16 protein-coding genes are annotated in these 24442 nt (G+C 68.8%); 12 read left to right on the top strand and 4 right to left on the bottom strand.

Annotated elements, in window-relative coordinates; all coding sequences use genetic code 11:
• Positions 1-264: 264 nt before the first annotated feature.
• Both HY68_RS23825 and HY68_RS23830 read left to right on the top strand, forming a co-directional pair.
• Complete coding sequence (locus HY68_RS23825) at positions 265-1818, top strand: MFS transporter (RefSeq protein WP_078863987.1); 1554 nt, start codon at positions 265-267, stop codon at positions 1816-1818.
• Positions 1819-1821: 3 nt separating this feature from the next.
• On the top strand, positions 1822-2391 hold the full coding sequence (locus HY68_RS23830; RefSeq protein WP_052457161.1) for a TetR/AcrR family transcriptional regulator: 570 nt from the start codon (positions 1822-1824) through the stop codon (positions 2389-2391).
• A gap of 86 nt (positions 2392-2477) precedes the next feature.
• On the opposite strand, the gene HY68_RS23835 is transcribed toward HY68_RS23830, so the two are convergent.
• Positions 2478-6335 (bottom strand): GH92 family glycosyl hydrolase, encoded by a 3858-nt coding sequence (locus HY68_RS23835; protein ID WP_041992013.1) that lies wholly within the window; start codon positions 6333-6335, stop codon positions 2478-2480.
• 538 nt (positions 6336-6873) lie between these two features.
• On the opposite strand from HY68_RS23835, the gene ngcE reads away from it, so the two are divergent.
• The 9 genes from ngcE to HY68_RS23880 all read left to right on the top strand — a co-directional run bounded on the left by ngcE (position 6874) and on the right by HY68_RS23880 (position 19190).
• The gene (gene ngcE / locus HY68_RS23840; RefSeq protein WP_041992015.1) at positions 6874-8322 is read left to right on the top strand and encodes an N-acetylglucosamine/diacetylchitobiose ABC transporter substrate-binding protein; all 1449 of its coding nucleotides are present in this window, start codon (positions 6874-6876) and stop codon (positions 8320-8322) included.
• 90 nt (positions 8323-8412) lie between these two features.
• Positions 8413-9336, top strand: a complete 924-nt coding sequence (locus HY68_RS23845) for a sugar ABC transporter permease (RefSeq protein WP_041992018.1) — start codon at positions 8413-8415, stop codon at positions 9334-9336.
• Complete coding sequence (locus HY68_RS23850; RefSeq protein ID WP_041992021.1) at positions 9336-10256, top strand: carbohydrate ABC transporter permease; 921 nt, start codon at positions 9336-9338, stop codon at positions 10254-10256. The genes HY68_RS23845 and HY68_RS23850 overlap by 1 nt, the downstream gene beginning before the upstream one ends.
• A 280-nt stretch (positions 10257-10536) precedes the next feature.
• Entirely contained in the window at positions 10537-11736 is a 1200-nt protein-coding gene (locus tag HY68_RS23855; protein ID WP_041992024.1) for an ROK family transcriptional regulator, read from the top strand.
• Between the two features lie 134 nt (positions 11737-11870).
• The gene (locus HY68_RS23860) at positions 11871-12977 is read left to right on the top strand and encodes a sugar ABC transporter substrate-binding protein (protein ID WP_041996982.1); all 1107 of its coding nucleotides are present in this window, start codon (positions 11871-11873) and stop codon (positions 12975-12977) included.
• A gap of 212 nt (positions 12978-13189) precedes the next feature.
• Complete coding sequence (locus HY68_RS23865) at positions 13190-13978, top strand: ATP-binding cassette domain-containing protein (RefSeq protein WP_041992027.1); 789 nt, start codon at positions 13190-13192, stop codon at positions 13976-13978.
• On the top strand, positions 13975-15264 hold the full coding sequence (locus tag HY68_RS23870; protein WP_041992030.1) for an ABC transporter permease: 1290 nt from the start codon (positions 13975-13977) through the stop codon (positions 15262-15264). Before HY68_RS23865 ends, HY68_RS23870 begins: the two co-directional genes overlap by 4 nt.
• A 345-nt stretch (positions 15265-15609) precedes the next feature.
• On the top strand, positions 15610-17523 hold the full coding sequence (gene dxs, locus HY68_RS23875) for a 1-deoxy-D-xylulose-5-phosphate synthase (RefSeq protein ID WP_041992034.1): 1914 nt from the start codon (positions 15610-15612) through the stop codon (positions 17521-17523).
• Between the two features lie 203 nt (positions 17524-17726).
• The gene (locus HY68_RS23880) at positions 17727-19190 is read left to right on the top strand and encodes an amino acid permease (protein ID WP_041992037.1); all 1464 of its coding nucleotides are present in this window, start codon (positions 17727-17729) and stop codon (positions 19188-19190) included.
• Here HY68_RS23880 and HY68_RS23885 read toward each other — a convergent pair whose 3' ends face one another.
• Positions 19191-19574: an NTP pyrophosphohydrolase gene (locus HY68_RS23885; protein ID WP_107070121.1), complete on the bottom strand. Its 384-nt coding sequence runs from the start codon at positions 19572-19574 to the stop codon at positions 19191-19193.
• A 157-nt stretch (positions 19575-19731) separates the two neighbouring features.
• On the opposite strand from HY68_RS23885, the gene HY68_RS23890 reads away from it, so the two are divergent.
• Positions 19732-20838 carry a hypothetical protein gene (locus tag HY68_RS23890; protein WP_041992040.1) on the top strand — a complete coding sequence of 369 codons (1107 nt, stop codon included), beginning with the start codon at positions 19732-19734 and terminating at the stop codon, positions 20836-20838.
• A 68-nt stretch (positions 20839-20906) separates the two neighbouring features.
• Here the strand turns inward: HY68_RS23890 and HY68_RS23895 are convergent, their stop codons facing one another.
• Positions 20907-23033, bottom strand: coding sequence for a 3-hydroxyacyl-CoA dehydrogenase NAD-binding domain-containing protein (locus HY68_RS23895; RefSeq protein WP_041992043.1), 2127 nt, complete (start codon positions 23031-23033; stop codon positions 20907-20909).
• Complete coding sequence (locus HY68_RS23900) at positions 23030-24250, bottom strand: acetyl-CoA C-acyltransferase (protein ID WP_041992046.1); 1221 nt, start codon at positions 24248-24250, stop codon at positions 23030-23032. The genes HY68_RS23895 and HY68_RS23900 overlap by 4 nt, the downstream gene beginning before the upstream one ends.
• Positions 24251-24442 lie beyond the last annotated feature (192 nt).

Below are 24442 nucleotides of genomic sequence, written 5' to 3' on the forward strand. Positions count from 1 at the left end.
CGTACGGCCGCCGGCGGCCGGGACCCGGTGCGCGATGCGGCGGATGACCGGACTGTTCACCGTGCGGCTGCCCATGGCCCTGCGCGGGCTGCCGGTCACCCACGCACCCACCAGGCCGTAGCGCCCCTCAGTAGGCCGTAGCGCCCCCCTCAGCCCATTTTGACCCGGCGGCGCAGCCATGTCATCGTATGTAGACATCATGCGATGACATCGCTTGTGGACTTGTGGATTTGCGGACATGTGGGAGCGAGCACCGACGTGAACATGGACAAGCGGACGCCGGCACCGCAGGCCGAGCGGCCTCCCCATCGCCTGATCGTGCCCGGCCTGGTGTTCATCGGCATGATCGTCGCCATCGTCAGCAGCCTGGGCGCGCCGCTCATCCCCACCATCGCCGAGACCGACCACATATCGCTGACCGACGCCCAGTGGTCGCTCACCGTCACCTTCCTGGTCAGCGCCCTCGCGACGCCCGTCATGGGGCGGCTCGGCGACGGCCCGCACCGGCGGCGGGTGATCATCGGGAGCCTTGCGACCGTGACCGTGGGCGCCGTACTGGCCGCCCTGCCGCTCGGCTTCGGCTTCCTGCTGGCCGGCCGGGCCCTCCAGGGCGTCGGCCTCGGACTCACCCCGCTCGGGATAGCCGTCGTACGCGACGCCCTGCCCGCCGAGCGCGCCAGGCCGGCCGCCGCGATCCTCTCGGTCACCACCGTCGCCGGTGTCGGCCTCGGCTACCCGCTCACCGGCCTCGTCGCCCAGTACGGCGGGCTGCACGCCGCCTTCTGGTTCGGCGCCGTGATGAGCGCCCTCGGACTGGTCGTCGCCGTCCTCGTCGTACCGTCCCCCGGTCCCCGTCCGCGCCGGCCCGTCGACTCCCTCGGCGCCGTCCTGCTGGGTCTTTCGCTGGCCGGGCTGCTGCTCGGCATCAGCGAGGGCGAGAGCTGGGGCTGGACCTCGCCCCGGCTGATCGGCGTCCTGGTCGCCGCGCTCGTCGTCCTGGCCGGCTGGGTGGTCCTGGAGTTGCGCGTCGCCCACCCGCTGGTCGATCTGCGCTTGCTGCGCAGGCCCGCCGTGCTCACCGCCGACGTCACGGCGCTGCTGGCAGGCGTCGGGATGTATCTGCTGATCTCGCTGGTCACACGCTTCGTACAGACCCCGAGGAGCAGCGGCTACGGCCTCGGCGCCTCCGTGGCCGTCGCGGGCCTGGCACTGCTGCCGTTCTCCGCCGCCAGCGTCGTCTCCACCCGGATCACCCGGCTGCTGGTACGGCGCGTTGCGCCCGGCGTCGCGCTGGCCATGGGCTCCGTCGTCGTCCTGTTCGCCATGGTGATGCTCACGTACGCACGAGGCGCCATGTGGGAGATCCTCGTCCTCATGGCCCTCGCGGGCCTGGGCGTCGGCGCGATCTTCGCCGTGATGCCCGGCCTGGTCGTCGGCGCCGTGCCGCCCCACGAGACCGGCAGCGCGACCAGCTTCAACCAGGTGATCCGGTACGTCGGTTACGCGACCGGCAGCACCCTCAGCGCCGTCGTGCTCGAAGCCCACACCGCCCCCGGCCACGCCCTCCCGGCGAACAGCGGCTACACCGTCGCGGGTCTCATCGGCTGCGGGATGTGGCTCGTCACCGCCCTCGCCAGTCTCGTACTGCCGCGACTGCGCAGGGGCGCGGGCGCGGGGCCGGGTGCCGGCTCTTCGAAGGTCGTCGGCGGCGGGGCCACGACGCGGGTGGACCGGGCGGCCGAGGACCTGCTGGAGGTGGAGGGTGTCGCCGATGTCCCTGAGGTGGGTGACACGGCCTCCGCGGGCCGTAAGGATTGATCCATGACCAAGGAAGCGTCCCCAGCGTCCCCCCGCCGCCGCGACTCGGCCGCGAGCCGCGAACGGCTGCTGCGGGCAGCGGGAGAGCTGTTCGCCGAGCGCGGCTTCGACCGCACCACGGCACGTGACATCGGCGAACGCGCCGGCGTCGACCCGGCGATGATCGCCCGCTACTTCGGCGGGAAGGCCCAGCTCTACGTGGCGGTACTGGGCGCCGAGAACCCCTCGGACACCTTCGCCGACCTGTTCGACCCCGACCGGCTCGCCGGTCTGCTCAACCGCTTCGACCGCTCGGGCCCCGGGCCCGTCATGCAGGCGGCGGTACGGCCGTACGACGACCCGGCGGCCCAGGAGGCGGCGGCGGTCGAGCTCGACCGCCGTATCGTCGCCCCGCTGCGGGCGCACTTCACCCGGGACGGCGACGAACAGGCCGCACTGCGCGCCGAGCTGATCACGGCGGCGTTCATCGGTGTCATCCTCGGCCGCCGCGCCGGCACGCTGGAGCATCTGTCGGCCGCCGGTACGGACGAGTTGCTGCCGCTGCTCCAGGAACTGTTCGGCGGCCGGGGATAGTTCGCCCCGGCCGCCGAACGGCACTTCTCACCTGCGCGTCGGTGTGCCGGCGCACGCGACGGTGCGCCGGCACCCATGTCATCGCGTCAGCGCAGCAACTCCACCTCCGCCAGTGACGACTGACCCTTCGGGACGAGCCGGTACTGCCGGTAGGTGCCCGGGTGGGCCACCGTGAAGACCCGCGTCTGCTGGTCCCAGGCGAACTTCTGCCTGGACCGCGCGTCCACCGTGGTCCACCGCTTGCCGTCGGCCGAGCCCTCCAGCGTCCAGCCGGCCGGTGCCTCCGCCGCCTTGGCCGACGTCAGTGTGTACTGCACGGCGCGGGTCGCCGAATCGACCGGCAGCTCCACCCGCTCACTGACCGTCGCCTCCGTCGTCGACGTGTTGTCGAACAGCGGACCGGACCCCGTCAGCGCGTCGGAGCGAGGCGTCGGGGCCTTGTCGCCCTTGGTGATCGACACCGGCGCCGCGTCCTTGCCCGTGCCCCAGGCCGACGGCTTCGGACCCATCGCGAAGTCCAGCGTGCCGCCGCGCGCCAGCAGGTCGTGCGGGAGCGCCGTGGAGTTCCACGTCTTCCCGTTGACCTTCAGACCCTGGACGTAGATGTTCTTCGCGCTGTTCTTCGGGGCCTTGACGACCAGGTCGCGGCCGCCGCCCAGATGCAGCGTCGCCTTTGTGAACTGCGGTGAGCCGATGGCGTATTCGCCGCTGCCCATGACCAGCGGGTAGAAGCCGAGCGAGGAGAACAGGTACCAGGCCGACTGCTCGCCGTTGTCCTCGTCGCCGTGGTAGCCCTGCCCGATCTCGCTGCCGGTGTACAGCCGCGACAGGACCTCACGCACCTTTTCCTGCGTCTTCGACGGTTCGCCCGCCGCGTCGTACAGGTAAGTGACGTGGTGGGCCACCTGGTTGGAGTGGCCGTACATGCCCATCCGCACGTCACGCGCCTCGGTCATCTCATGGATGACGCTCCCGTACGAGCCGACGACGTCGGGCGACGCCGTCTCGGGTGTGGCGAAGTACGTGTCGAGCTTCTTGCCCAGGCCCGCCTTCCCGCCGTACAGATCGGCGAGACCGCGGGTGTCCTGCACGGCCGTGAACGCGTAACCCCAGCCGTTGGTCTCGGTGTAGTCGTAGCCCCACACCTTCGGGTCGTACTCGGCGGACGGCACCCGCCACGCGCCCTGCGGGTCACGGCCCTGGAAGAAGCCGGCGTCGTGGTCGAAGAGCGAGACGTAGTTCTGGGCGCGGTTGAGGAAGTACGCCGACTCCTCCTTGTACCGCTCCTTGCCCGTCTTCTTGTAGAGCTTCTGGCCCATCTGCGCGATGCCGTAGTCGTTGAGATACCCCTCAAGCGCCCAGGAAAGGCCCTCTCCGGTGTCGGTGGAGGTGTAGCCGAGGAACGGCGACGTCTCCATGCCCTTGCGGCCCACACCCGAACTGGGCGGCGCCACCGTCGCGTTCTTCAGCGCCGCCTCGTACGCGGCTGTCGCGTCGAAGTCGACGCCCTTCACGTACGCGTCGGCGAACGCCACGTCCGAACTGGTGCCGGTCATCAGGTCGGCGTAGCCGGGGGACGACCAACGGGAGATCCAGCCGCCGTCCTTGTACTGCTGGACGAACCCGTCCACCATCTCGCCCGCCTTGTCGGGCGTGAGGAGCGAGTACGCCGGCCAGGTCGTCCGGTAGGTGTCCCAGAAGCCGTTGTTCACGTACACCTTGCCGTCCACGATCTTCGCGCCCGTGTGGGTCGCGGTGTCGGGCTCCGGCATCGGGGAGAACGGACTGGCGTACTGCTGCTTCGGGCGGGACGCCGAACCGGTGTTCTCGAAGCCCGAGTTGGGATACAGGTACAGCCGGTAGAGGCTGGAGTAGAGCGAGGTCAGCTGGTCCTTGCTCGCACCCTCGACCTCCACCTTCCCCAGCAGCTGGTCCCAGGCCCGCTGTGCCTTCTTCTCGACCTGGCTGAAGCCGGTGCCCGCCGGGATCTCGGCGGCGAGGTTCTTCTTCGCCTGGTCGACGCTGATCAGGGACGTCGCGAGCCGCAGATTGACCGTGCGGTCCTTGCCCGCGTCGAACCGCAGATAGCCGGTGACGTCGTCACCGCCGCCACCGGTGAGCTTGCCGCTCGCGGTGACCGGCGCGTCGAAGACGCCGTACACGAACAGCCGGGTGGCGCCGACCGAGAGCCCGCTCTTGACGTCGGAGAAACCGGTGAAGGACCGGCTGCCCGGGTCGAGGGTGAGCCCGCCGTCGTTGGAGATGTTGTCGAAGACCATGCTGGCGTCGTCACCTGGATAGCGGAAACGCATCGCCGCCGCGTGGTCCGTCGGCGTCATCTCCGCCTTCAGGCCGTTCTCGAACGTCACACCGTAGTAGTGCGGCTTCGCCACCTCGTTCTCGTGCCGGAAGGGCAGCGCACGCGCCGTACGGTCCGCGTCGGGGGTGTCCGCGGCCACCGACGGCATCAGCTGGAACGTCTGCCGGTCGCCCATCCAGGGGCTCGGTTCGTGGCTGGCGCTGAACGCCTGGAGCGTCGGGAGGTTGTCGGCGTTGTTGTTGTGCGCGTACTCGTAAAGCCAGCTGTTGGAGACCGCGTTGGTCACCGGCGTCCAGAAGTTGAAGCCGTTGGGCACCGCGGTGGCCGGGAAGGTGTTGCCCCGCGAGAACGAACCGCTGGAGTTGGTGCCGCGCACCGTCGACGCGTAGTCCGACAGATGGGCGAGCGGCTTCTCGGGCGGCGCGGGCGCGAGGCTGATGTCGTCGATCCAGCCCTGGAAGGCGGCGGGGCCCTTGGGCGAGTCGTACGCCACCAGGATCCGGTCGACCGTGCGTCCTGCCGCGACGGCGCCGATCCGCGCGTCCACCTGGTTCCACTGGTTCACGTAGAGCCGCTTGGCCGCGCCCTGCCCCTGCGGGGTGAGTGCGCCGCCGTGCGCGTCGACGGCCCCCAGCTCGCTGAGATAGCTGCCGTCGGTGAAGGCGAGGTCCACCGACACGTTGGTGGCCGGGTAGTTGAGGTCCGTCTCCGTCATGGAGGGGTAGATCCGGTAGGAGAGCGCGGTGTCACGGCCGACGGCCGTGTTCACGTCGAAGACCTTGTTGTACGAGTACGCCCGGCCGTCCGGCTTGTGCGTGCCCGCGTACTTCAGCGCCTTCGTGCCGGTGAAGCCCGCGTTGGCCTTGGCGGTCGGCGAGCCCGCGGGGCCCCGGTCGACCTGGGTGCGCATGTCCTGTGGCGCCGGGGGAGCGGTGTCGCCGTCGGAGAACTGCACATCGGCCAGTTGAAGGGCGTCGGGGGAGCCGTTGTTGGCGGTGAAGTCGATGCGGTAGTGCTGGTATTCGGCGGGCTCGGCGATGTCGTAGGACTTCGTCTGGAACCGTTCGGCGAAGGTCTGGCCGGTCTTGGCGTCCAGCTCCTTCCATGTCTTGCCATCGGTCGAGCCCTGGAGCTTCCAGTCCTTCGGGTCACGCTCGGCGTGGTCGTTGGCCGAGGTCAGCGCGTACGTGGCGACCTTGACCGGGGCGTCGAGGTCGAACTCCGCCCAGCCGGTGGCCTCGAACGTCAGCCATTTGGTGCCGGACTGGACATCGACCAGGTTCTCTTTGGTCTCGCCCGCGTCCGTGTTCTCGCCGCTGGCCCGCACATCGGTCACCCGGTCGGTGACATTGCCCGGAATTCCGGCGGTGAAGGCACCATCGACACCGGATGCCCGCTTCTTTCCGTCGGGTCCCACTTCGACGGTGTTCCGCCAGTCCGGCTGGGCTTCGTCCGTCTCGAACGAAGAGCTGAATTCCTTTTGCTGCGTGCGGTTTTCCGCCGCGCTCCGGCCCAGCGGACGGGCCTGCGCCGCCGACTGGGCGCTCACCACGAGGAGCGCGGCCGCCGCCACCAGGGAGGCGGTATGCCATTGTCTGCGCCGGCGTCCGGGTTTCTGCTGCATACCGAGCCTTTCCTCCCGAGGATCCCGTCCAATCAGGCCGGAACCACGTCGGACAACGTTGTCAGAGTGGTGCGCGAGGGACCAGTAGGGGACAAGAGCCGTGAGGTGTCAAGGGTGTTGGCCGTGGTGGGGGTGGTAAACCGGTCATTCCATCAGGACCGACCCGGTCGAATGAGTACACAACCGGCTCACATATCCGGGAGGTCTCAACTAGGGAAAGACTGCCGCCCAAACCTGCTTTCGATCTTGCTCACCTGGCGGGAAGTGGACTATACCTGTCGGCACCCGCCCCGCGTATCCCGTGGCGGCGGGCCAGGGGGACACGACCCGGAGGGGGACAGGGGCGGGGGGAAGGGCTCTGCTCGTACCCGACCGGCCGTTTCAGGCCGTTCCTCCTGCGAAAGCCGGTCCGACATCGGTACGACATTCCTGTACGACCCAGCTTCAATTGACCGCGGTGGCGGGGCCCTTCGCCTCAGAAGAGAAGGACGGGCGACCGGTACACCGCCTGAGTCCTGAAGAAGGCGAGGACTTGAGCATGGGATCCACCTCCGCTCAGCACAACGAGGGTCTTGACCGTCGCAACCTCATCAAGCGCTCGGCCGCGCTCGGCGTGATCGCGGTGCCGACGATGAGCTTCCTGTCCGCCTGCGCGAGCAGCGACAGCGGATCGGACAAGAAGGTCGACAAGGGCAAGACGAGTGCGAAGAACCCGCTCGGCGTGAACGAGACGGCGCCGCTGGACTTCGTACTGTTCGACGGTGGTTTCGGCACCGAGTACGCCACGGACGCCGTCAAGCTGTACAACAAGGCCCACCCGAAGGCGAAGGTGAAGTTCAGCTCCACCCAGAAGATCCAGTCCACACTGCAGCCGCGCTTCAACGGCGGCACGCCGCCCGACCTGATCGACAACTCGGGCGCCGAACAGATGGACATGGGCGTTCTCGTCGGCCAGAAGCAGCTCACCGACATGACACCCCTGCTGGACTCCCCGTCCGTCGACGACCCGTCCAAGAAGGTGCGCGACACCCTGCGCCCCGGCATCGTGGAGATGGGCCAGTACGACGGCGATCCCTTCTGGATCATGAATTACGCCTACACCGTGTACGGCGTGTGGTACTCGCAGACCGCCCTGGACAAGCTCGACGCGGAGTACCCCGAGGACTGGGACGCGATGCTGGCCCTCTGCGAGAAGGCCAAGAAGAAGGGCATCGCCGGCTGGACGTACGCGGGCAAGTACCCGTACTACCTGCCCTTCTCGCTCTACCCGTTCATCGGCAAGATCGGTGGCCGCGAGGTACTCGACGCGATCGACAACCTGGAGCCGAACGCCTGGAAGAACCCGGCCGTCAAGTCCGCGTTCGAGGCGTACTACGAGCTCTTCAAGAAGGGCTACATCCTCAAGGGCACCCCGGGGATCGACCACATCCAGTCGCAGACCGCGTGGACCGAGGGCAAGGCCCTTTTCATCCCCAACGGCTCGTGGGTGGAGAACGAGGCGGCGAAGACGACGCCCAAGGACTTCCAGATGAAGGTCGCCGCGCCGTCCAGCCTGGACAGCTCGGACAAGCTGCCGTTCGGCACCCTCTGGGCGGGCGGCGGCGAGCCGTTCATCGTGCCCGCCAAGGCGGCCAACCCCGCCGGCGGCATGGAGCAGCTGCGCATCATGCTCAGCGAGGCGTCCTCCAAGAACTTCACCACCAAGGTGAAGTCGCTCAGCGCCTTCAACGGGGGCACCGACGGCCTCACGCTGTCGACCGCGATGCAGTCGGCCGTCGACTCGCTGGCCAAGGCCGGTGACAACGTGCTCAACCCGCGGCTGCAGGACTGGTACGTCCAGCTCCAGAAGGACAAGATCGGCACGGGCGCGCTCGGCGAGATGATGGCCGGACGGATGACCCCGGCCGAATGCGTCGCCAAGTGTCAGCAGTTCGCCGACGCGGCGGCCAAGGACTCGAGCATCAAGCACTACAAGCACCCGGCGTAGGAGCGGCAGTGACCGGAAGCCCCGCCGGGGCTTCCGGTTCCTCCTCACGGCAGCACGGCGGTGCCCGCCCAAGATTCGGGGTCTGGAGACATGCAACACGGCAAGTACCGTTTCATCGCGGGGTTCTTGATCGTCCCGCTGGCGCTGTACGCCATTTTTGTGATCTGGCCGTTCGTCCAGTCCATCTTCTACTCGTTCACGGACTGGTCAGGGCTGAGCCCGGACTTCAAGATGGTCGGCTTCAGCAACTACACACGGATGCTGCACGACGACACGTTCTGGAAGTCGTTCCAGCACAGCCTGACCTTCGCGTTGATTCTGCCCGTACTGGTTCTCGGGCTGGCGCTGTTCTTCGCGTTCATGGTCAACATCGGCGGCCGCCGCCGAAAGGGCGCCGCCATCGCGGGAGTCCGGGGATCGGGCTTCTACAAGATCGTCTATTTCTTCCCGCAGGTGCTGTCGATCGCGATCGTCGCGCTGCTGTTCCAGTTCGCGTACAACCCGAACAGCGGGCTGCTCAACGGGGCGCTCAGAGGCGTGGGTCTCGGCAGTTTCCAGCCGGACTGGCTGGGTGACCCGAAATTCGCCCTGTGGTGTGTGATGGCCGTTCTGGTGTGGAGCCAGACCGGTTTCTTCGTGGTCCTGTTCTCCGCGGGCATGGCGTCCATCCCCAAGGACTTCTACGAGGCCGCGCTGCTCGACGGCGCCAACCGCGTCACCACGTTCTTCCGCATCACACTGCCGCTGCTGTGGGACACCGTGCAGTCCGGCTGGGTGTACATGGGCATCCTGGCGCTGGGCGCCGAGTCCTTCGCGGTCGTCCAGATCATGACCGTGGGCCCCGGCGGGCCCGCCAGTTCCACCAACGTGCTGATCCTCTACGTCTACCAGAAGGCGTTCCGTGACGGTCAGGCGGCGTATGCGACCACGATCGGTGTCGCCCTTCTCATCGTGACGCTGGTCTTCGCCGGCCTCGTGATGCGGGTGGGCCGACGAGAGCGGCTGGAGTACTGATGAAGACCACCGACACCCCGCCGCCGCCCGCCGAAGCCGTCGAGAAGCGGCAGGCGGCGCCCGCTCCCGGTGCACCCGCCGCCAAGGGCGACAAGACCGGCGGGACGCTCAACGTCTTCTCGCACGGCGTTCTCGTCATCTGGGCGATCCTGGTCGCCCTGCCGCTGCTGTGGGCGGTGATGACGTCCTTCAAGGACGACAACTCCATCCTGACCACGCCCTGGGCGCTGCCCGACCGGCTGCACTTCGACAACTGGTCACGCGCCTGGACCCAGGCGCACATGAGCGAGTACTTCCTCAACACCATTGTCGTGGTGGCGGGTTCGCTGATCGGCACGCTGCTGCTCGGCTCGATGGCCGCCTATGTGCTGGCGCGCTTCGAATTCCCCGGGAACCGGTTCATCTACTTCCTGTTCGTCGGCGGGATGAGTTTCCCGATCATTCTCGCCCTCGTTCCGCTCTTCTACGTGATGAGCAACCTGGGGCTGCTGAACACCATCCACGGCCTGATCCTGGTCTACATCGCCTACTCGCTGCCGTTCACGGTCTTCTTCCTCACCTCGTTCTTCAGAACGCTGCCGACCTCGGTCGCGGAGGCGGCGCTCATCGACGGGGCCTCACACACCCGTACGTTCTTCCAGGTCATGCTGCCGATGGCGAAGCCCGGCCTGATCAGCGTCGGGATCTTCAACTTCCTCGGCCAGTGGAACCAGTACCTGCTGCCCACGGTGCTGAACACCGACCCCGACCGCAGGGTGCTCACCCAGGGGCTCGTGCAGCTGGCGAGCAGCCAGGGGTACAAGGGCGACTGGTCGGGACTGTTCGCCGGGCTGGTCATGGCGATGCTGCCGGTCCTCGGCGCGTACATCATCTTCCAGCGCCAGGTGGTCGCCGGGCTCACCGCGGGAGCGCTGAAGTAACGAGCGGAGCACGGGACCAGGCCGGACCGGCCGGTCCCGGGTCCGGACCGCCCGCCCACCGTCACGGTGCCGGCGGGCGGTTCGTCGTGGTTTGGGGGGATGTCGTCAACTGGCCGGAGACCGCTCATGCGTGGCCTCACTCGCTCAAGGTCTTGACGGGGAGCTGTCCGAAAGGCTGAGCTTAGGGTTCACAAGTTGGAGATACGTCGGGGTCTCATTGGCGCGACCCCGGCCGGGGGCGGTGGTCGTGCCGCCTGCCTAGGGCAGGAGTGGATGAGTCGTGGAGACTCCAGGGTCGCAGTCGTCTCTGCACCGGGCCAACCTCGAGCGGGTGGTGCGCGCGGTGCGCATGGCCGGCTCGCTCACCCAGGCGGAGATCGCCCGGAGCACCGGACTGTCGGCGGCCACGGTCTCCAATATCGTCCGAGAGCTGAAGGACAGCGGGACCGTGGAGGTCACGCCGACGTCGGCGGGGGGCCGCCGGGCGCGAAGTGTCGCTCTCAGCGCCGACGCGGGCATCGTCATAGGAGTGGATTTCGGCCATACCCATCTGCGGGTCGCTGTGGGCAACCTCGCCCACCAGGTGCTCGCGGAGGAGTCCGAACCGCTCGACGTGGACGCGTCGTCGGCGCAGGGCTTCGGCCGGGCCGAGGAGCTGGTCGAGCGGCTGATCGTGACCACCGGCGTCAGCAGGCAGAAGGTGATCGGTGTCGGGCTGGGCGTTCCCGGCCCCATCGACGTCGAGTCGGGCACCCTCGGCTCCACCTCGATCCTGCCGGGCTGGACGGGGATCAACCCCAGTGACGAGCTGGCGGGCCGCCTCGGGGTGCCGGTCTACGTCGACAACGATGCCAACCTCGGCGCGCTCGGCGAGCTGGTGTGGGGGAGCGGTCGCGGGGTCAAGGACCTCGCCTACATCAAGGTCGCCAGCGGGGTCGGCGCCGGTCTGGTCATAGACAGCCAGATCTACCGGGGGCCCGGCGGCACGGCGGGCGAGATCGGGCACATCACGCTCGACGAGTCGGGCCCTGTGTGCCGCTGCGGGAACCGGGGGTGCCTGGAGACGTTCACCGCCGCCCGGTACGTCCTGCCCCTCCTGCAGTCCAGTCACGGGGTCGATCTGACGATGGAGCGGGTCGTCCAGCTCGCCAGGGAGGGCGACCCGGGCTGCCGCAGGGTCGTGGCGGACGTCGGACGCCACATCGGCAGCGGAGTCGCCAATCTGTGCAACCTCTTGAACCCCAGCCGGGTGGTGCTCGGCGGCGATTTGGCGGAGGCTGGGGAGCTGGTGCTCGCGCCGATACGCGAATCCGTCTCGCGGTACGCGATTCCCAGCGCGGCACGGCAGCTCTCGGTGCTTCCAGGCGCGCTCGGCGGACGGGCCGAGGTGCTCGGCGCGCTGGCTCTCGTCTTGAGCGAAATGGGCGATTCGACCCTTTTGGAGAGCGCGCTGCCGGCGAATACACCTGCCTTCACTTAGATAACGAATGGCACCGTTGTCATCTCGTTAAGGATTTACTCCTTGACGTCGCCCCCGGACCCGAGTTGACTTCCAGCCACCTCGGCCGCAACGACGCGGCCTCGTCAGGGAGGTTTTTCGAAGTGAACGCGAACATGCGTCGTGCCGCCGTGGCTGTCGCAGCCACCGCAATGGCTGTTTCCCTCGCTGCCTGTGGCAGCGCCAAGGAGTCCGGTGACAAGGCCGACGCTCCCAAGAAGAAGTCCGACTCGAACGCCATAACCGTCGGTCTGCTCCTCCCGGAGAACCAGACGGCGCGTTACGAGGCGCTGGACAAGCCCCTCATCGAGAAGCGGATCTCCGACCTCACCAACGGTGAGGGCAAGGTCATCTACCAGAACGCCAAGCAGGACGCCTCGCTGCAGAACCAGCAGGCGGACAGCATGATCACCAACAAGGTTGACGTGCTGATCGTCGACGCCGTGGACTCGAAGGCGATCGCCAGCTCGGTCACGAAGGCCAAGCAGGCCGGTATCCCGGTCGTGGCGTACGACCGTCTCGCCGAGGGCCCGATCGACGCGTACACCTCGTTCGACAACGAAGAGGTCGGCCGTGTGCAGGGCAACGCGCTCCTGAAGGAGCTCGGCTCGAAGGCCACCAAGACGAGCGAGATCGTCATGATGAACGGCGCGAGCACCGACCCGAACGCCGCGCTGTTCAAGAAGGGCGCCCACTCCGTCCTCGACGGCAAGGTGAAGATCGCCCGCGAGTACGACACCAAGGAGTGGAAGCCGGAGAACGCCAACGCCAACATGGAGGCGGCGATCACGGCGATCGGCAAGAACAAGATCGTCGGTGTCTACTCCGCCAACGACGGTATGGCCGGCGGTATCATCCAGGCCCTCAAGCAGGCCGGTCTCTCGAAGCTTCCCCCGGTCACGGGCCAGGACGCCGAGCTCGCCGGTGTGCAGCGCATCCTCGCGGGTGAGCAGTTCATGAGCGTCTACAAGTCCTACCCGCAGGAAGCCTCCGTCGCCGGCCAGATGGCCGTCGCGCTGGCGAAGGGCCAGGACCTGGCCCCCATCGCCAAGGACACGGTCGACAGCCCCACCAACAAGGGCATCCCGACCACCATCGTCCCCGTCGTCTCGCTGACCAAGGCGAACATCAACGACACGGTGATCAAGGACGGCATCTACCCCGTCGACAAGATCTGCACCCCCCAGTTCAAGGCCGCTTGTGACGCGGCCGGTGTGAAGTAGTCCCTCTCCGGGTTCTCCCGGTGGACTGCTCCACCCCGTGAAGCCTGTCCGGCGCCTCGCCCGTCAACAGCCCCGCAAGCAGGGGCGGGGCGCCGGACGGAACACTTCACAACGAACCGTCGCTCACGCGGCGGGTTCCGTATGTTCTCTTCTGCTCGACCCACCGCGCCTCACCCCGGCGCGGCATCCCCGCCGGTCAGGCGGCGAAGGAGATGGTTCACGTGACCGCTACGCCCGTGTTGGCGTTGCGAGGGGTCTCCAAGCGATTCGGTGCCGTCCAGGCGCTCACCGATGTTCAGCTTGAGGTCCATCCCGGTGAGGTTCTCGCCCTTGTGGGCGACAACGGAGCCGGAAAATCAACGCTGGTGAAGACCATCGCCGGCGTCAACCCCATCGATGACGGCGTCATCGAATGGGAAGGCAGGCCGGTTTCGATCAGCCGGCCGCACGACGCCCAGAACCTGGGCGTCGCGACGGTCTACCAGGACCTGTCGCTCGCCGACAACCTCGATGTCGTCGGCAACCTGTACCTCGGACGTGAACTCCACCGCTGGGGTGTCCTCAACGAGGTCGAGATGGAACGCCGTTCGCGCGAACTGCTCGACACGCTGTCGATCCGTATCCCCAGCGTCCGGATCCCCATCGCCTCCCTCTCCGGCGGTCAGCGCCAGACAGTGGCGATCGCCCGTTCCATGCTCGGCAACCCCAAGCTCGTCATCCTCGACGAGCCGACGGCGGCCCTCGGTGTGGAACAGACCGCGCAGGTCCTCGACCTCGTCGAGCGGCTGCGTGAGCGCGGTCTGGCCGTCCTGCTGGTCAGCCACAACATGGCCGACGTCAAGGCCGTCGCCGACCGCGTCGCCGTGCTCAGGCTCGGCGGCAACAACGGCGTCTTCGACGTCAGGACCACTTCGCAGGAAGAGATCATCGCCGCCATCACCGGTGCCACGGACAACGCCGTGACCCGCCGTGCGTCGCGCAACGTGGAGGTTCAGAAGTGAGTATCGACAAGACCTCCTCACCGCGCCACAGGGCGGTGGACGCGCCGGCTGCCGCCGAGGGCGCCGTGACTGCGGTCGACCCCCGGCTGCTCGTGCGCGAGCAGGGCTTCGGTGGCTACATAACGGAGTTCCGCCGCAAGATCAAGGCGGGCGAACTGGGCTCCATGCCCGTCGTCATCGGCCTGATCATCATCTGGGCGATCTTCACCAGCCTCAACTCGCGCTTTCTGTCCGCCGAGAACTTCAGCAACATCTCGGTCACCATGGTCGGCACCGGCATGATCGCCGTCGGTATCGTCTTCGTGCTGCTGCTCGGTGAGATCGACCTCTCGGTCGGCTCGGTCAGCGGTCTGGCGAGCGCCGTCTTCGGTGTGCTGGGCATCACCCACGGCATGAACGCCTGGCTGGCGTTCATCGTCGCCATCCTCACGGGCGCCGTCGCCGGCGTGATCCACGGGTTCTTCTTCGCCCGGATCGGTGTGCCCGCCTTCGCCGTGACCCTGGCCGGTCTGCTGTTCTGGAACGGCCTCATGCTCCAGGTGCTCGGCGACGACGGCACGATCAACCTCAACGGCAACGATGTCGTCGGCAAGCTGACCTCGTACTACTTCACGGACGTGGCAGCCGCCTACATCCTGGCGATCGCCGCCGTCGTGCTGTTCTTCGTGATGACGTTCACGGACAACCGCAAGCGCGCCAGGGCCGGCATGCCGTCCAGGCCGAACAGCGAGATCGTGGTCCGCACCGCCCTGCTCGCCGTCGCCGCCTTCGTGGTCGCGATCCTGTTCAACCAGTACAAGGGCCTGCCGCTGGCCTTCGTGCTGTTCATCGTCGTCGTGGTCGGCACGGACTTCCTGCTGCGCCGCACCTCGTACGGCCGTAAGGTCTTCGCACTCGGCGGCAGCGTCGAGGCCGCCCGGCGTGCCGGTATCAACGTCACGATGGTCCGGATCTCGGTCTTCGCCATCGCCGGTACCTTCGCCGCCCTCGGCGGTCTGTTCATCGCCTCCAAGATCGTCGCCGCCAACCAGGGCGCCGGTAGTGGTGACCTCCTGATGAACTCGATCGCCGCGGCGGTCATCGGTGGTACCAGCCTCTTCGGTGGCCGTGGCCGCACCTGGAACGCTCTGCTCGGTGTACTGGTGATCTTCTCGATCCAGGCCGGGCTCAACCTCCAGGGCATCGCCTCGCCGATCCAGTACATGATCACCGGCGCGGTGCTGCTGGCGACGGTCGTCATCGACGCCGTCACCCGCAAGACCCAGAAGTCCGCGGGTCGCGCCTGACCGCGGTTCCCGCGGGTCGTGCCCGGCGCCCTCACCAGGGTGCCGGGCACGGCTGCGTCCAGGGGTACCCGCTCCCGGCCCCGTCCGCCTCGCCGGTGCGCCGGCCGAGGCCGAGCCGTACGGTACGAGCCGCCTCGGCGCTGAACCGCCCGGGACCGGGAGCCGCCCGCCCGGTCGTGGCCTGGCACAACGGGCGCGGGGACGCAAGAGAGAAGGGTGGTTCCCAGCCGAAGGTGTGACATACAAACGCGTCGCCTGACGAACGGCGTCCCTTCGGGAACATTAGACTCTGCGGATCGGTAGAGATCGGCAGAGCTCGACCAGCTCGAACGCTAGGAGGCACGGGTGCCGTTGCTGACCCACATCAAGGGACCGCGTGATCTGGACCGGCTCGGTCCCGAGCAGCTGGACCAGCTGGCCGGGGAGATCCGGTCCTTTCTCGTCGACGCGGTGTCCAAGACCGGCGGCCACCTCGGCCCCAACCTGGGCGTCGTCGAACTGACCATCGCGCTGCACCGGGTCTACGACTCGCCGAGGGACAGAGTCCTCTTCGACACGGGTCACCAGTCGTACGTGCACAAACTGCTCACCGGACGCCAGGACTTCTCCAAGCTCAAGAGCAAGGGCGGCCTGTCCGGCTACCCGTCACGCGCCGAGTCCGACCACGACGTCATCGAGAACTCGCACGCGTCGACGGTCCTCGGCTGGGCCGACGGCCTCGCCAAGGCCAACGAGGTGCTGAAGAAGGACGACCACGTGGTCGCCGTCATCGGTGACGGCGCGCTCACCGGCGGCATGGCCTGGGAGGCGCTGAACAACATCGCGGCCGCCAAGGACCGCCCACTGGTCATCGTCGTCAACGACAACGAACGCTCGTACGCGCCGACCATCGGCGGCCTCGCCAACCATCTGGCGACCCTGCGGACTACCGACGGCTACGAGCGCTTCCTGGCCCGCGGCAAGGACCTCCTCGGCCGTACCCCGGTCGTCGGCAAGCCCCTGTACGAGACGCTGCACGGCGCCAAGAAGGGCCTCAAGGACTTCATCGCCCCGCAGGGCATGTTCGAGGACCTCGGCCTGAAGTACGTCGGCCCCATCGACGGCCACGACATCGAGGCCCTGGAGTCGGCGCTGCTGCGCGCCAAGCGCTTCGGCGGCCCGGTCATCGTGCACTGCATCACGGAGAAGGGCCGCGGCTACAAGCCCGCCGAGCAGGACGAGGCCGACCGCTTCCACGGCATCGGCCCCATCCACCCCGACACCGGGCTGCCCATCGCCGCCGCCGGCATGGACTGGACCTCGGTCTTCGGCGAGGAGATGGTCAAGCTCGGGCACGAGCGCGCCGACATCGTCGCGATCACCGCCGCCATGCTCCAGCCGCTCGGCCTGGAGAAGTTCGCCAAGGCGTTCCCCGACCGGGTGTACGACGTCGGCATCGCCGAGCAGCACGGCGCCGTGTCGGCGGCCGGCCTGGCCACCGGCGGGCTCCATCCCGTCTTCGCCGTCTACGCGACCTTCCTCAACCGCGCCTTCGACCAGGTGCTGATGGATGTCGCCCTGCACCGCTGCGGTGTGACGTTCGTTCTCGACCGGGCCGGCATCACCGGCACCGACGGCGCCTCGCACAACGGCATGTGGGACATGTCGATCCTCCAGTGCGTGCCGGGGCTGCGGATCGCCGCCCCGCGCGATGCCGACCAGGTGCGCGCCCAGCTCCGCGAGGCGGTCCAGGTCGAGGACGCGCCGACCGTGGTGCGCTACTCGAAGGGCGCCGTCGGCCCGGCCGTCTCGGCCGTCGGCCGGATCGGCGGCATGGACGTCCTGCGCAGGCCCGAGGGCGAGGCGGCCGACGTGCTGCTGGTCTCCGTCGGCGCGCTGGCGCCGATGTGCCTGGAGATCGCCGCGCTCCTCGACAAGCAGGGGATCTCGACCACGGTCGTCGACCCGCGCTGGGTCAAGCCCGTGGACGAGGCGCTGCCGCCGCTCGCCGAACAGCACCGGGTCGTCGTCACCGTCGAGGACAACAGCAGGGTCGGCGGTGTCGGCTCCGCCGTCGCCCAGGCGCTGCGTGACGCCGGCGTCGACGTACCGCTGCGGGACTTCGGCATCCCGCCGCGCTTCCTCGACCACGCGGCGCGCAAGGAGGTCATGGCCGAGATCGGTCTGACGGCGCCGGACATCGCCCGTCAGGTCACCGGCCTGGTCGCCAGGATCGACGGCCGGCTCGCCGACGCGCCCGCCGAGGCCGCCCGCGACTGACGGTCGTCCGCGGACACGAACCCCGGGCCTGCCGGATCCCCTTGCGTAGTCAGATCGTAAGGGTGGTCCGGCAGGCCCATCCGTGTGAAGGGCGACGATACGGGTAGCCGGGTGCGCAAGGTCTCTCGATCATGATCGGTAACCATGCGCTCGGAGGTACGCCGGTGACTAGCCAGCAGGACACGGAACCAGCCAAGAACGGTATGTTCCGCACGAAATCGGTCGAGCAGTCGATTGAGGACACCAAAGATCCTGAATACGCGCTCAAGAAGTCGCTGACCGCCCTCGACCTGACGGTCTTCGGCGTCGGCGTCATCATCGGAACCGGCATCTTCGTCCTGACCGGCAAAGTGGCCAAGGAGAACGCGGGTCCGTCCACGGCGCTCGCCTTCGTCGTCGCCGGCGTCGTCTGCGGCCTCGCCGCGCTCTGCTACGCGGAGTTCGCCTCGACGGTGCCGGTCGCCGGATCCGCCTACACCTTCTCCTACGCCTCACTCGGCGAACTGCCCGCCTGGATCATCGGCTGGGACCTCGTCCTCGAACTCGCCCTGGGCTGTGCGGTGGTGGCGGTCGGCTGGTCCGGCTACATCCGCTCACTGCTCGACACGGCGGGCTTCCATCTGCCCGCAGGCCTGTCCGGCACCCACGGCGGGCATTTCGGCTTCGACATCCTCGCCGTGCTGCTCGTGCTCGTCCTGACCGGCATCCTCGTCGTCGGGATGAAGCTGTCCTCGCGCGTCACGAACGTCATCGTCGCGGTCAAGGTCACCGTCGTCCTGATCGTCATCATCGTCGGCGCCTTCCTCATCACCGGCGCCAACTACGACCCGTTCGTGCCGCCCGCCCAGGACGTCAAGGGCGGCGACGGCCTGACCTCGCCGCTCATCCAGCTGATCGCGGGCTTCACGCCGTCCAACTTCGGCATCATGGGCATCTTCAGCGCCGCCGCTGTCGTGTTCTTCGCGTTCATCGGCTTCGACATCGTCGCCACCGCAGCCGAGGAGACCAACAACCCCCAACGCGACGTGCCGCGCGGGATCTTCGGCTCGCTGTTCATCTGCACCGTGCTCTACGTCGCCGTGTCGATCGTCGTCACCGGCATGGAGCACTACACCAAACTCACCGTGGACGCCCCGCTGGCCGACGCGTTCAAATCCGTCGGACACCCCTTCTGGGCCGGTCTGATCAGCTTCGGCGCCGCCGTCGGGCTCACCTCGGTCTGTCTGATCCTGCTGCTCGGCCAGACCCGGGTGTTCTTCGCGATGAGCCGCGACGGACTGCTGCCGCGGACCTTTTCGCACGTCCACCCCAAGTTCAAGACGCCCTACCGCTCGACCATCCTGCTCGGTCTGATCGTCGCGGTCGTCGCGGGGTTCACCTCCATCGACACCCTCGCCGAACTGGTCAACATCGGCACGCTGTTCGCCTTCGTCGTGGTCGCGATCGGCGTGATCATCCTGCGCAAGCAGCGCCCCGACCTGGAGCGCTCGTTCCGTACGCCGCTGGTGCCGCTCGTGCCGATCCTGTCGGTGCTCGCCTCGCTGTGGCTGATGGTCAACCTGCCCGCCGAGACCTGGGTCAGGTTCGGCATCTGGATGGCCGTGGGGCTCGTCGTGTACTTCGTCTACGGACGGCGCCACAGCCGCCTCGGCCGCACCGGCCGCTGATCACCGGGCCGCCGGCCGTACGGTTCTGGGCCCGGCGCACCGCGCGCCGTGCTCGCCCACCCGGCGGCGCAGCTCGCGGTCGGCCGTCACGACCACACAGTGACGGCCGGCCGTCGCCGCTGCCGCTGCCAGCTCCACGATCCGGTCGTCGCCACTGCCGGGTGCGGGCTCCACCCGTACGCCCGGCACGGACGCCACCCCGCGCGCGCCGCCCTCGGTGACGAGCACGACCTCCAGCGGGCCAGGAAAGCCGGTCACTCCGTGCTTGGCCACGGCCACCAGGGAGTCACGCAGCCGCTCGGCAGCCCCGTGGCGGTCGCGCCACCAGCCGTCGGGCACCGAGCCCACCACGTTCGCCGCGTCGACGATCAGCAGTATCCGCACCTCAGCAGCCTGGCACAGCGGGACGCGCCAGATGCCGCGCCGGCGCGTGCGAGTATCATCAGTCCGTCGAGATTCCTCCGAGTTCCTGCGCTCGGGAAGGTGGCGTTGGGCGATGGCAATGAGGTCCGCACGGACGTCGAAGCAGCCGGAGGACGGCATGGGTAAAGCTCCCGGTTCCGACCGTAAGAGCAGGCCCCCCATGGCCGCCGACGCCACACTCCCGGCGACCACCGGCTGGCTGCTGCGCGGCAAGGACGGCAGGCTCAGCGCCTACTCGCCCGTCGACCAGGCCCTGCTCCGGTGGACCGAGGCCAGGCCCGGTGGACCCGAATGGACCGGACCCGACCGGCTGGAAGCGCGCGGCATGCTGCCGTACCTCTCCATCTCGCAGAGCGCCGAGGGCTACGTGCACCTGATGGGCGTCCGCAGACGCCCCCGCACCGACGGCCCCGACGACATCGACTTCGCCTACGCCATCCAGTTCCAGACGGGCCGCCCGCTGCGTGACTGGCTGCCGCTGAGCAACCCGCACGGCAAGGACCGCGCCAAGGCCGTCCAGGTCGGGCTGCCGTCGGCGGTCCTCGACTCGACCGGCGGCATGCAGCTGTTCGTCCGCAACACCGACGGCGCCCTCTCCGTCCGCAGACAGAACCCCACCGGCGGCTGGCGCGGCTGGGGCCGGGTGCTGGCCGAAGGGACACCGGCGACCGGCGAGGCCGCGGCGGCCGTGGCGGGACACGGCGCGGTCGACGTGGTCGTACCCGCCGAAGGGACGCTGCTGCGCTGGCACCGCCCCGCCGCCGACAAGCCGCTCATCCGCGACACCGACGAGCCGGCGGCGAACGTCGTACCCGGCACCATCACCGTCGAGCGCACCAGCGCCGAAGGGCTCACCCACTTCTGGCGCGACGCGGGCGACGGCGCGATCCGCGCCTGGCGGCCCGGCACCGAGCCCGCCGTGCTCGCGGGACGCGGCACGGGCCCGGTCGCCCTGCTGCGCACCCCCGTGGACGGCTTCGACTGCACGATCCTCGCCCAGCGCGGCCTGGACGGACGGCCCACCATCGCCGCCTACCCGACCGAGGAGGAGTCGGTGGGCCTCAACTGGACCCCCACCGGCGAACCGTGCGTCGGCGCACCCGCCCTCGCCCTGGACGCCGAGGGCCGGGTGGTCCTGGCGGCCATCGGTCTCGACGGGACCCTGCGGGTGGCCCGGCAGAAGGCCGAGCAGGGGCTGGCGCTGGCCGCCTGGACCCGCTTCTAGCGTGCGGAAAGGGGGCCCTGCGGCTTGTCGCCGCAGGGCCCCCTTTTTATGGATTACGCGGGAACGGATTACGCGGGAACGCTGGCGACGCCCGGCGCCAGGAACGGCTTGCCGTTCACCCGCTCCGACACGCCCTCGCGGTCCAGATACGGCGTGACCCCGCCCAGGTGGAACGGCCAGCCGGCGCCCGTGATCAGGCACAGGTCGATGTCCTGCGCCTCGGCGACGACGCCCTCGTCCAGCATCAGCCCGATCTCCTGCGCCACGGCGTCCAGCACCCGCGCCCGCACCTGCGTCTCGTCCAGGACCGTGTCGCCCTGCTTCAGCAGCGCCGCGACCTCCGGGTCGAGCACCGGCGCGCCGGACTCGTACGTGTAGAAGCCGCGCTTGCCGGCCTTCACGACGGCCGCCAGATTCTCCGACACGGTGAACCGGTCGGGGAACGCCCGGTGCAGCGTCTCGGAGACATGCAGCCCGATCGCGGGACCGACCAGCTCCAGCAGCACCAGCGGCGACATCGGAAGCCCCAGCGGCTCCACGGCGCGCTCGGCGACGGCGACCGGGGTGCCCTCGTCGATGACGTTCTGGATCTCGCCCATGAACCGCGTCAGCACCCGGTTGACGACGAACGCCGGCGCGTCCTTCACCAGCACCGCCGTCTTCCGCAGCTTCTTCGCCACGCCGAACGCCGTCGCCAGCGAAGCGTCGTCCGTCTGCTCGCCGCGGACGATCTCCAGCAGCGGCAGGACCGCCACCGGGTTGAAGAAGTGGAAACCGACGACCCGCTCCGGGTTCTTCAGCTTCGACGCCATCTCGGAGACCGAGAGCGACGAGGTGTTCGTCGCGAGGACGGCATGCGCCGGAGCGACCGCCTCCACCTCGGCGAACACCTGCTGCTTGACGCTCATCTCCTCGAAGACGGCCTCGATGACGAAGTCGGCGTCGGCGAACCCGTCGGCCTTGTCCAGCACCCCGGTGACCAGCGCGGTGAGCCGGTTGGCCTTGTCCTGGTTGATCCTGCCCTTGCCCAGCAGCTTCTCGATCTCGGCGTGGACATAGCCGACGCCCTTGTCGATCCGGTCCTGGTCGATGTCCGTGAGGACGACCGGCACCTCAAGACGGCGCAGGAACAGCAGCGCCAACTGCGACGCCATCAGACCCGCGCCGACGACCCCGACCTTGGTGACCGGCCGGGCCAGGCCCTTGTCCGGCGCGCCCACCGGCCGCTTGCCGCGCTTCTGCACCAGGTTGAAGGCGTAGACCCCGGCGCGCAGCTCTCCGCTCATGATCAGATCGGCCAGCGCGCTGTCCTCGGCGTCGAAGCCCGCCTGCAGGTCGCCGTCCTTGACCGCCGCGATGATGTCGAGCGCGCGGTACGCGGCGGGAGCCGCGCCGTGCACCTTCGAGTCGGCGATGAACCGGCCGCGCTCCACGGCCTGGTCCCACGCCTCGCCCCGGTCGACCTCGGGCCGTACGACGGCCAGCTCACCCTTGAGCACCGAAGCCGTCCAGAGCAGCGACTGCTCCAGGAAGTCGGCGCCCTCGAAGATTGCGTCCGCGATCCCCAGCTCCACGACCTGGGCGCCTTTGAGCTGTTTGTTCTGGTTGAGCGCGTTCTCGATGATGACCGAAACCGCACGGTCGGCGCCGATCAGATTCGGCAGGATCGTGCAGCCGCCCCAGCCGGGCACCAGACCGAGGAACACCTCGGGGAACGAGAAGGCGGGGGTCGAGGCGGAGACCGTACGGTACTGGCAGTGCAGCCCGATCTCGACGCCGCCGCCCATCGAGGCGCCGTTGTAGTACGCGAACGTCGGCACCGGCAGCGCGGCGATCCGCTTGAAGACGTCATGGCCGCCCTTGCCGATGGCCAGCGCGTCCTCGTGGCGCTTCAGCAGCTCCACGCCCTTCAGGTCCGCGCCCACGGCGAAGATGAACGGCTTGCCGGTGATACCGACGCCGACGATCGTGCCCTCGGCCGCCTCCCGCTCGACCTGGTCGAGCGCCGCGTCCAGATTGGCCAGCGACTGCGGGCCGATCGTCGTCGGCTTCGTGTGGTCGAAGCCGTTGTCGAGGGTGATCAGCGCGAAGCGCCCGGCCCCGGGCAGATCGAGATGGCGCACGTGCGCCTGGGTCACGACCTCGTCGGGATACAGCTCGGCCGCGCCCTTCAGCAGCTCAGCAGTCGTGCTCACTTGGTGCCTCCGTCGAAGTGCGGGTTCTCCCAGATGACCGTCGCGCCCATGCCGAAGCCGACGCACATCGTGGTCAGGCCGTAGCGCACATGGGGCTGCTCCTCGAACTGCCGGGCCAGCTGGGTCATCAGCCGCACGCCCGAGGAGGCCAGCGGGTGGCCGTACGCGATGGCGCCGCCGTACTGGTTGACGCGCTCGTCGTCGTCGGCGATGCCGTAGTGGTCGAGCAGCGCGATGACCTGCACCGCGAACGCCTCGTTGACCTCGAACAGGCCGATGTCGGAGATCGAGAGTCCCGCCTTGGCGAGCGCCTTCTCCGTCGCGGGGATCGGGCCGTACCCCATGACCTCGGGCTCGACGCCGGCGAACGCGTACGAGACGAGCCGCATCCTGACCGGCAGGCCCTGCTCGCGCGCGAAGTCCTCGGCGGCGATGATCGAGGCGGTCGCGCCGTCGTTGAGACCCGCCGCGTTGCCCGCCGTGACCCGGCCGTGCGGCCGGAACGGCGTCTTCAGCCCGGCCAGCATCTCCAGCGTGGTGCCCGGACGCATCGGCTCGTCGGCGGTCGCGAGCCCCCAGCCGGTCTCGCCGGCCTCCGGGTTGGTCCGCCGGATCGAGATCGGCACCAGGTCCTGCTGGATCTTCCCGTTCGCGTACGCCTTCGCCGCCTTCTCCTGCGAGCGCACGGCGTACTCGTCGGCGCGCTGCTTGGTGAGCTGCGGGAAGCGGTCGTGCAGGTTCTCCGCCGTCATGCCCATGAACAGCGCGGAGTCGTCCACGAGCTTCTCGGAGACGAAGCGCGGGTTGGGGTCGACGGCCTCGCCCATGGGGTGGCGCCCCATGTGCTCGACGCCGCCGGCGATGACGACGTCGTACGCGCCGAAGGCGATGGACCCGGCGGTCGTCGTCACCGCGGTCAGCGCGCCCGCGCACATGCGGTCGATCGAGTAGCCGGGCACGGACTGCGGCAGCCCGGCGAGGATCCCGGCGGTACGGCCGAGCGTGAGCCCCTGGTCACCGATCTGCGTGGTCGCGGCGACGGCGACCTCGTCGATCCGGGCGGGGTCGAGGTCCGGGTTGCGGCGCAGCAGCTCGCGGATCGCCTTGACGACCAGATCGTCGGCCCGGGTCTCGTGGTAGATGCCCTTGGGGCCCGCCTTGCCGAACGGGGTGCGGACGCCGTCGACGAAGACGACGTCCCTGACGGTACGAGGCACGATCTCTCCTCCAGGATGCGGGTGCGCCGTGCGGCGCGCGTGCGCCGTGCGGCGCGCTCCGGCCCATGCTACTCGCGGGTAACAGCGGTGCCCAGCGTTGGGGGTGACCGGGTCTTGGTTGCGGTGTCGCCGTCCGGCGGGGGGTGCGGGTCTGGGTTGCGGTTGTCGTCGTCCGTGCCGGTGTCCGGGTCC

Origin of the sequence: Streptomyces sp. AcH 505 (assembly GCF_000818175.1) — a bacterium.
In the GTDB taxonomy this organism is placed as follows: domain Bacteria; phylum Actinomycetota; class Actinomycetes; order Streptomycetales; family Streptomycetaceae; genus Streptomyces.

Coding starts and splice junctions, on each gene's coding strand:
- HY68_RS23865 (WP_041992027.1), top strand. CDS start 13,190: ATGGTTCACGTGACCGCTACGCCCGTGTTGGCGTTGCGAGGGGTCTCC.
- HY68_RS23850 (WP_041992021.1), top strand. CDS start 9,336: ATGAAGACCACCGACACCCCGCCGCCGCCCGCCGAAGCCGTCGAGAAG.
- HY68_RS23830 (WP_052457161.1), top strand. CDS start 1,822: ATGACCAAGGAAGCGTCCCCAGCGTCCCCCCGCCGCCGCGACTCGGCC.
- HY68_RS23880 (WP_041992037.1), top strand. CDS start 17,727: ATGTTCCGCACGAAATCGGTCGAGCAGTCGATTGAGGACACCAAAGAT.
- HY68_RS23860 (WP_041996982.1), top strand. CDS start 11,871: ATGCGTCGTGCCGCCGTGGCTGTCGCAGCCACCGCAATGGCTGTTTCC.
- HY68_RS23825 (WP_078863987.1), top strand. CDS start 265: ATGGACAAGCGGACGCCGGCACCGCAGGCCGAGCGGCCTCCCCATCGC.
- HY68_RS23890 (WP_041992040.1), top strand. CDS start 19,732: ATGGGTAAAGCTCCCGGTTCCGACCGTAAGAGCAGGCCCCCCATGGCC.
- HY68_RS23835 (WP_041992013.1), bottom strand. CDS start 6,335: ATGCAGCAGAAACCCGGACGCCGGCGCAGACAATGGCATACCGCCTCC.
- ngcE (WP_041992015.1), top strand. CDS start 6,874: ATGGGATCCACCTCCGCTCAGCACAACGAGGGTCTTGACCGTCGCAAC.
- HY68_RS23845 (WP_041992018.1), top strand. CDS start 8,413: ATGCAACACGGCAAGTACCGTTTCATCGCGGGGTTCTTGATCGTCCCG.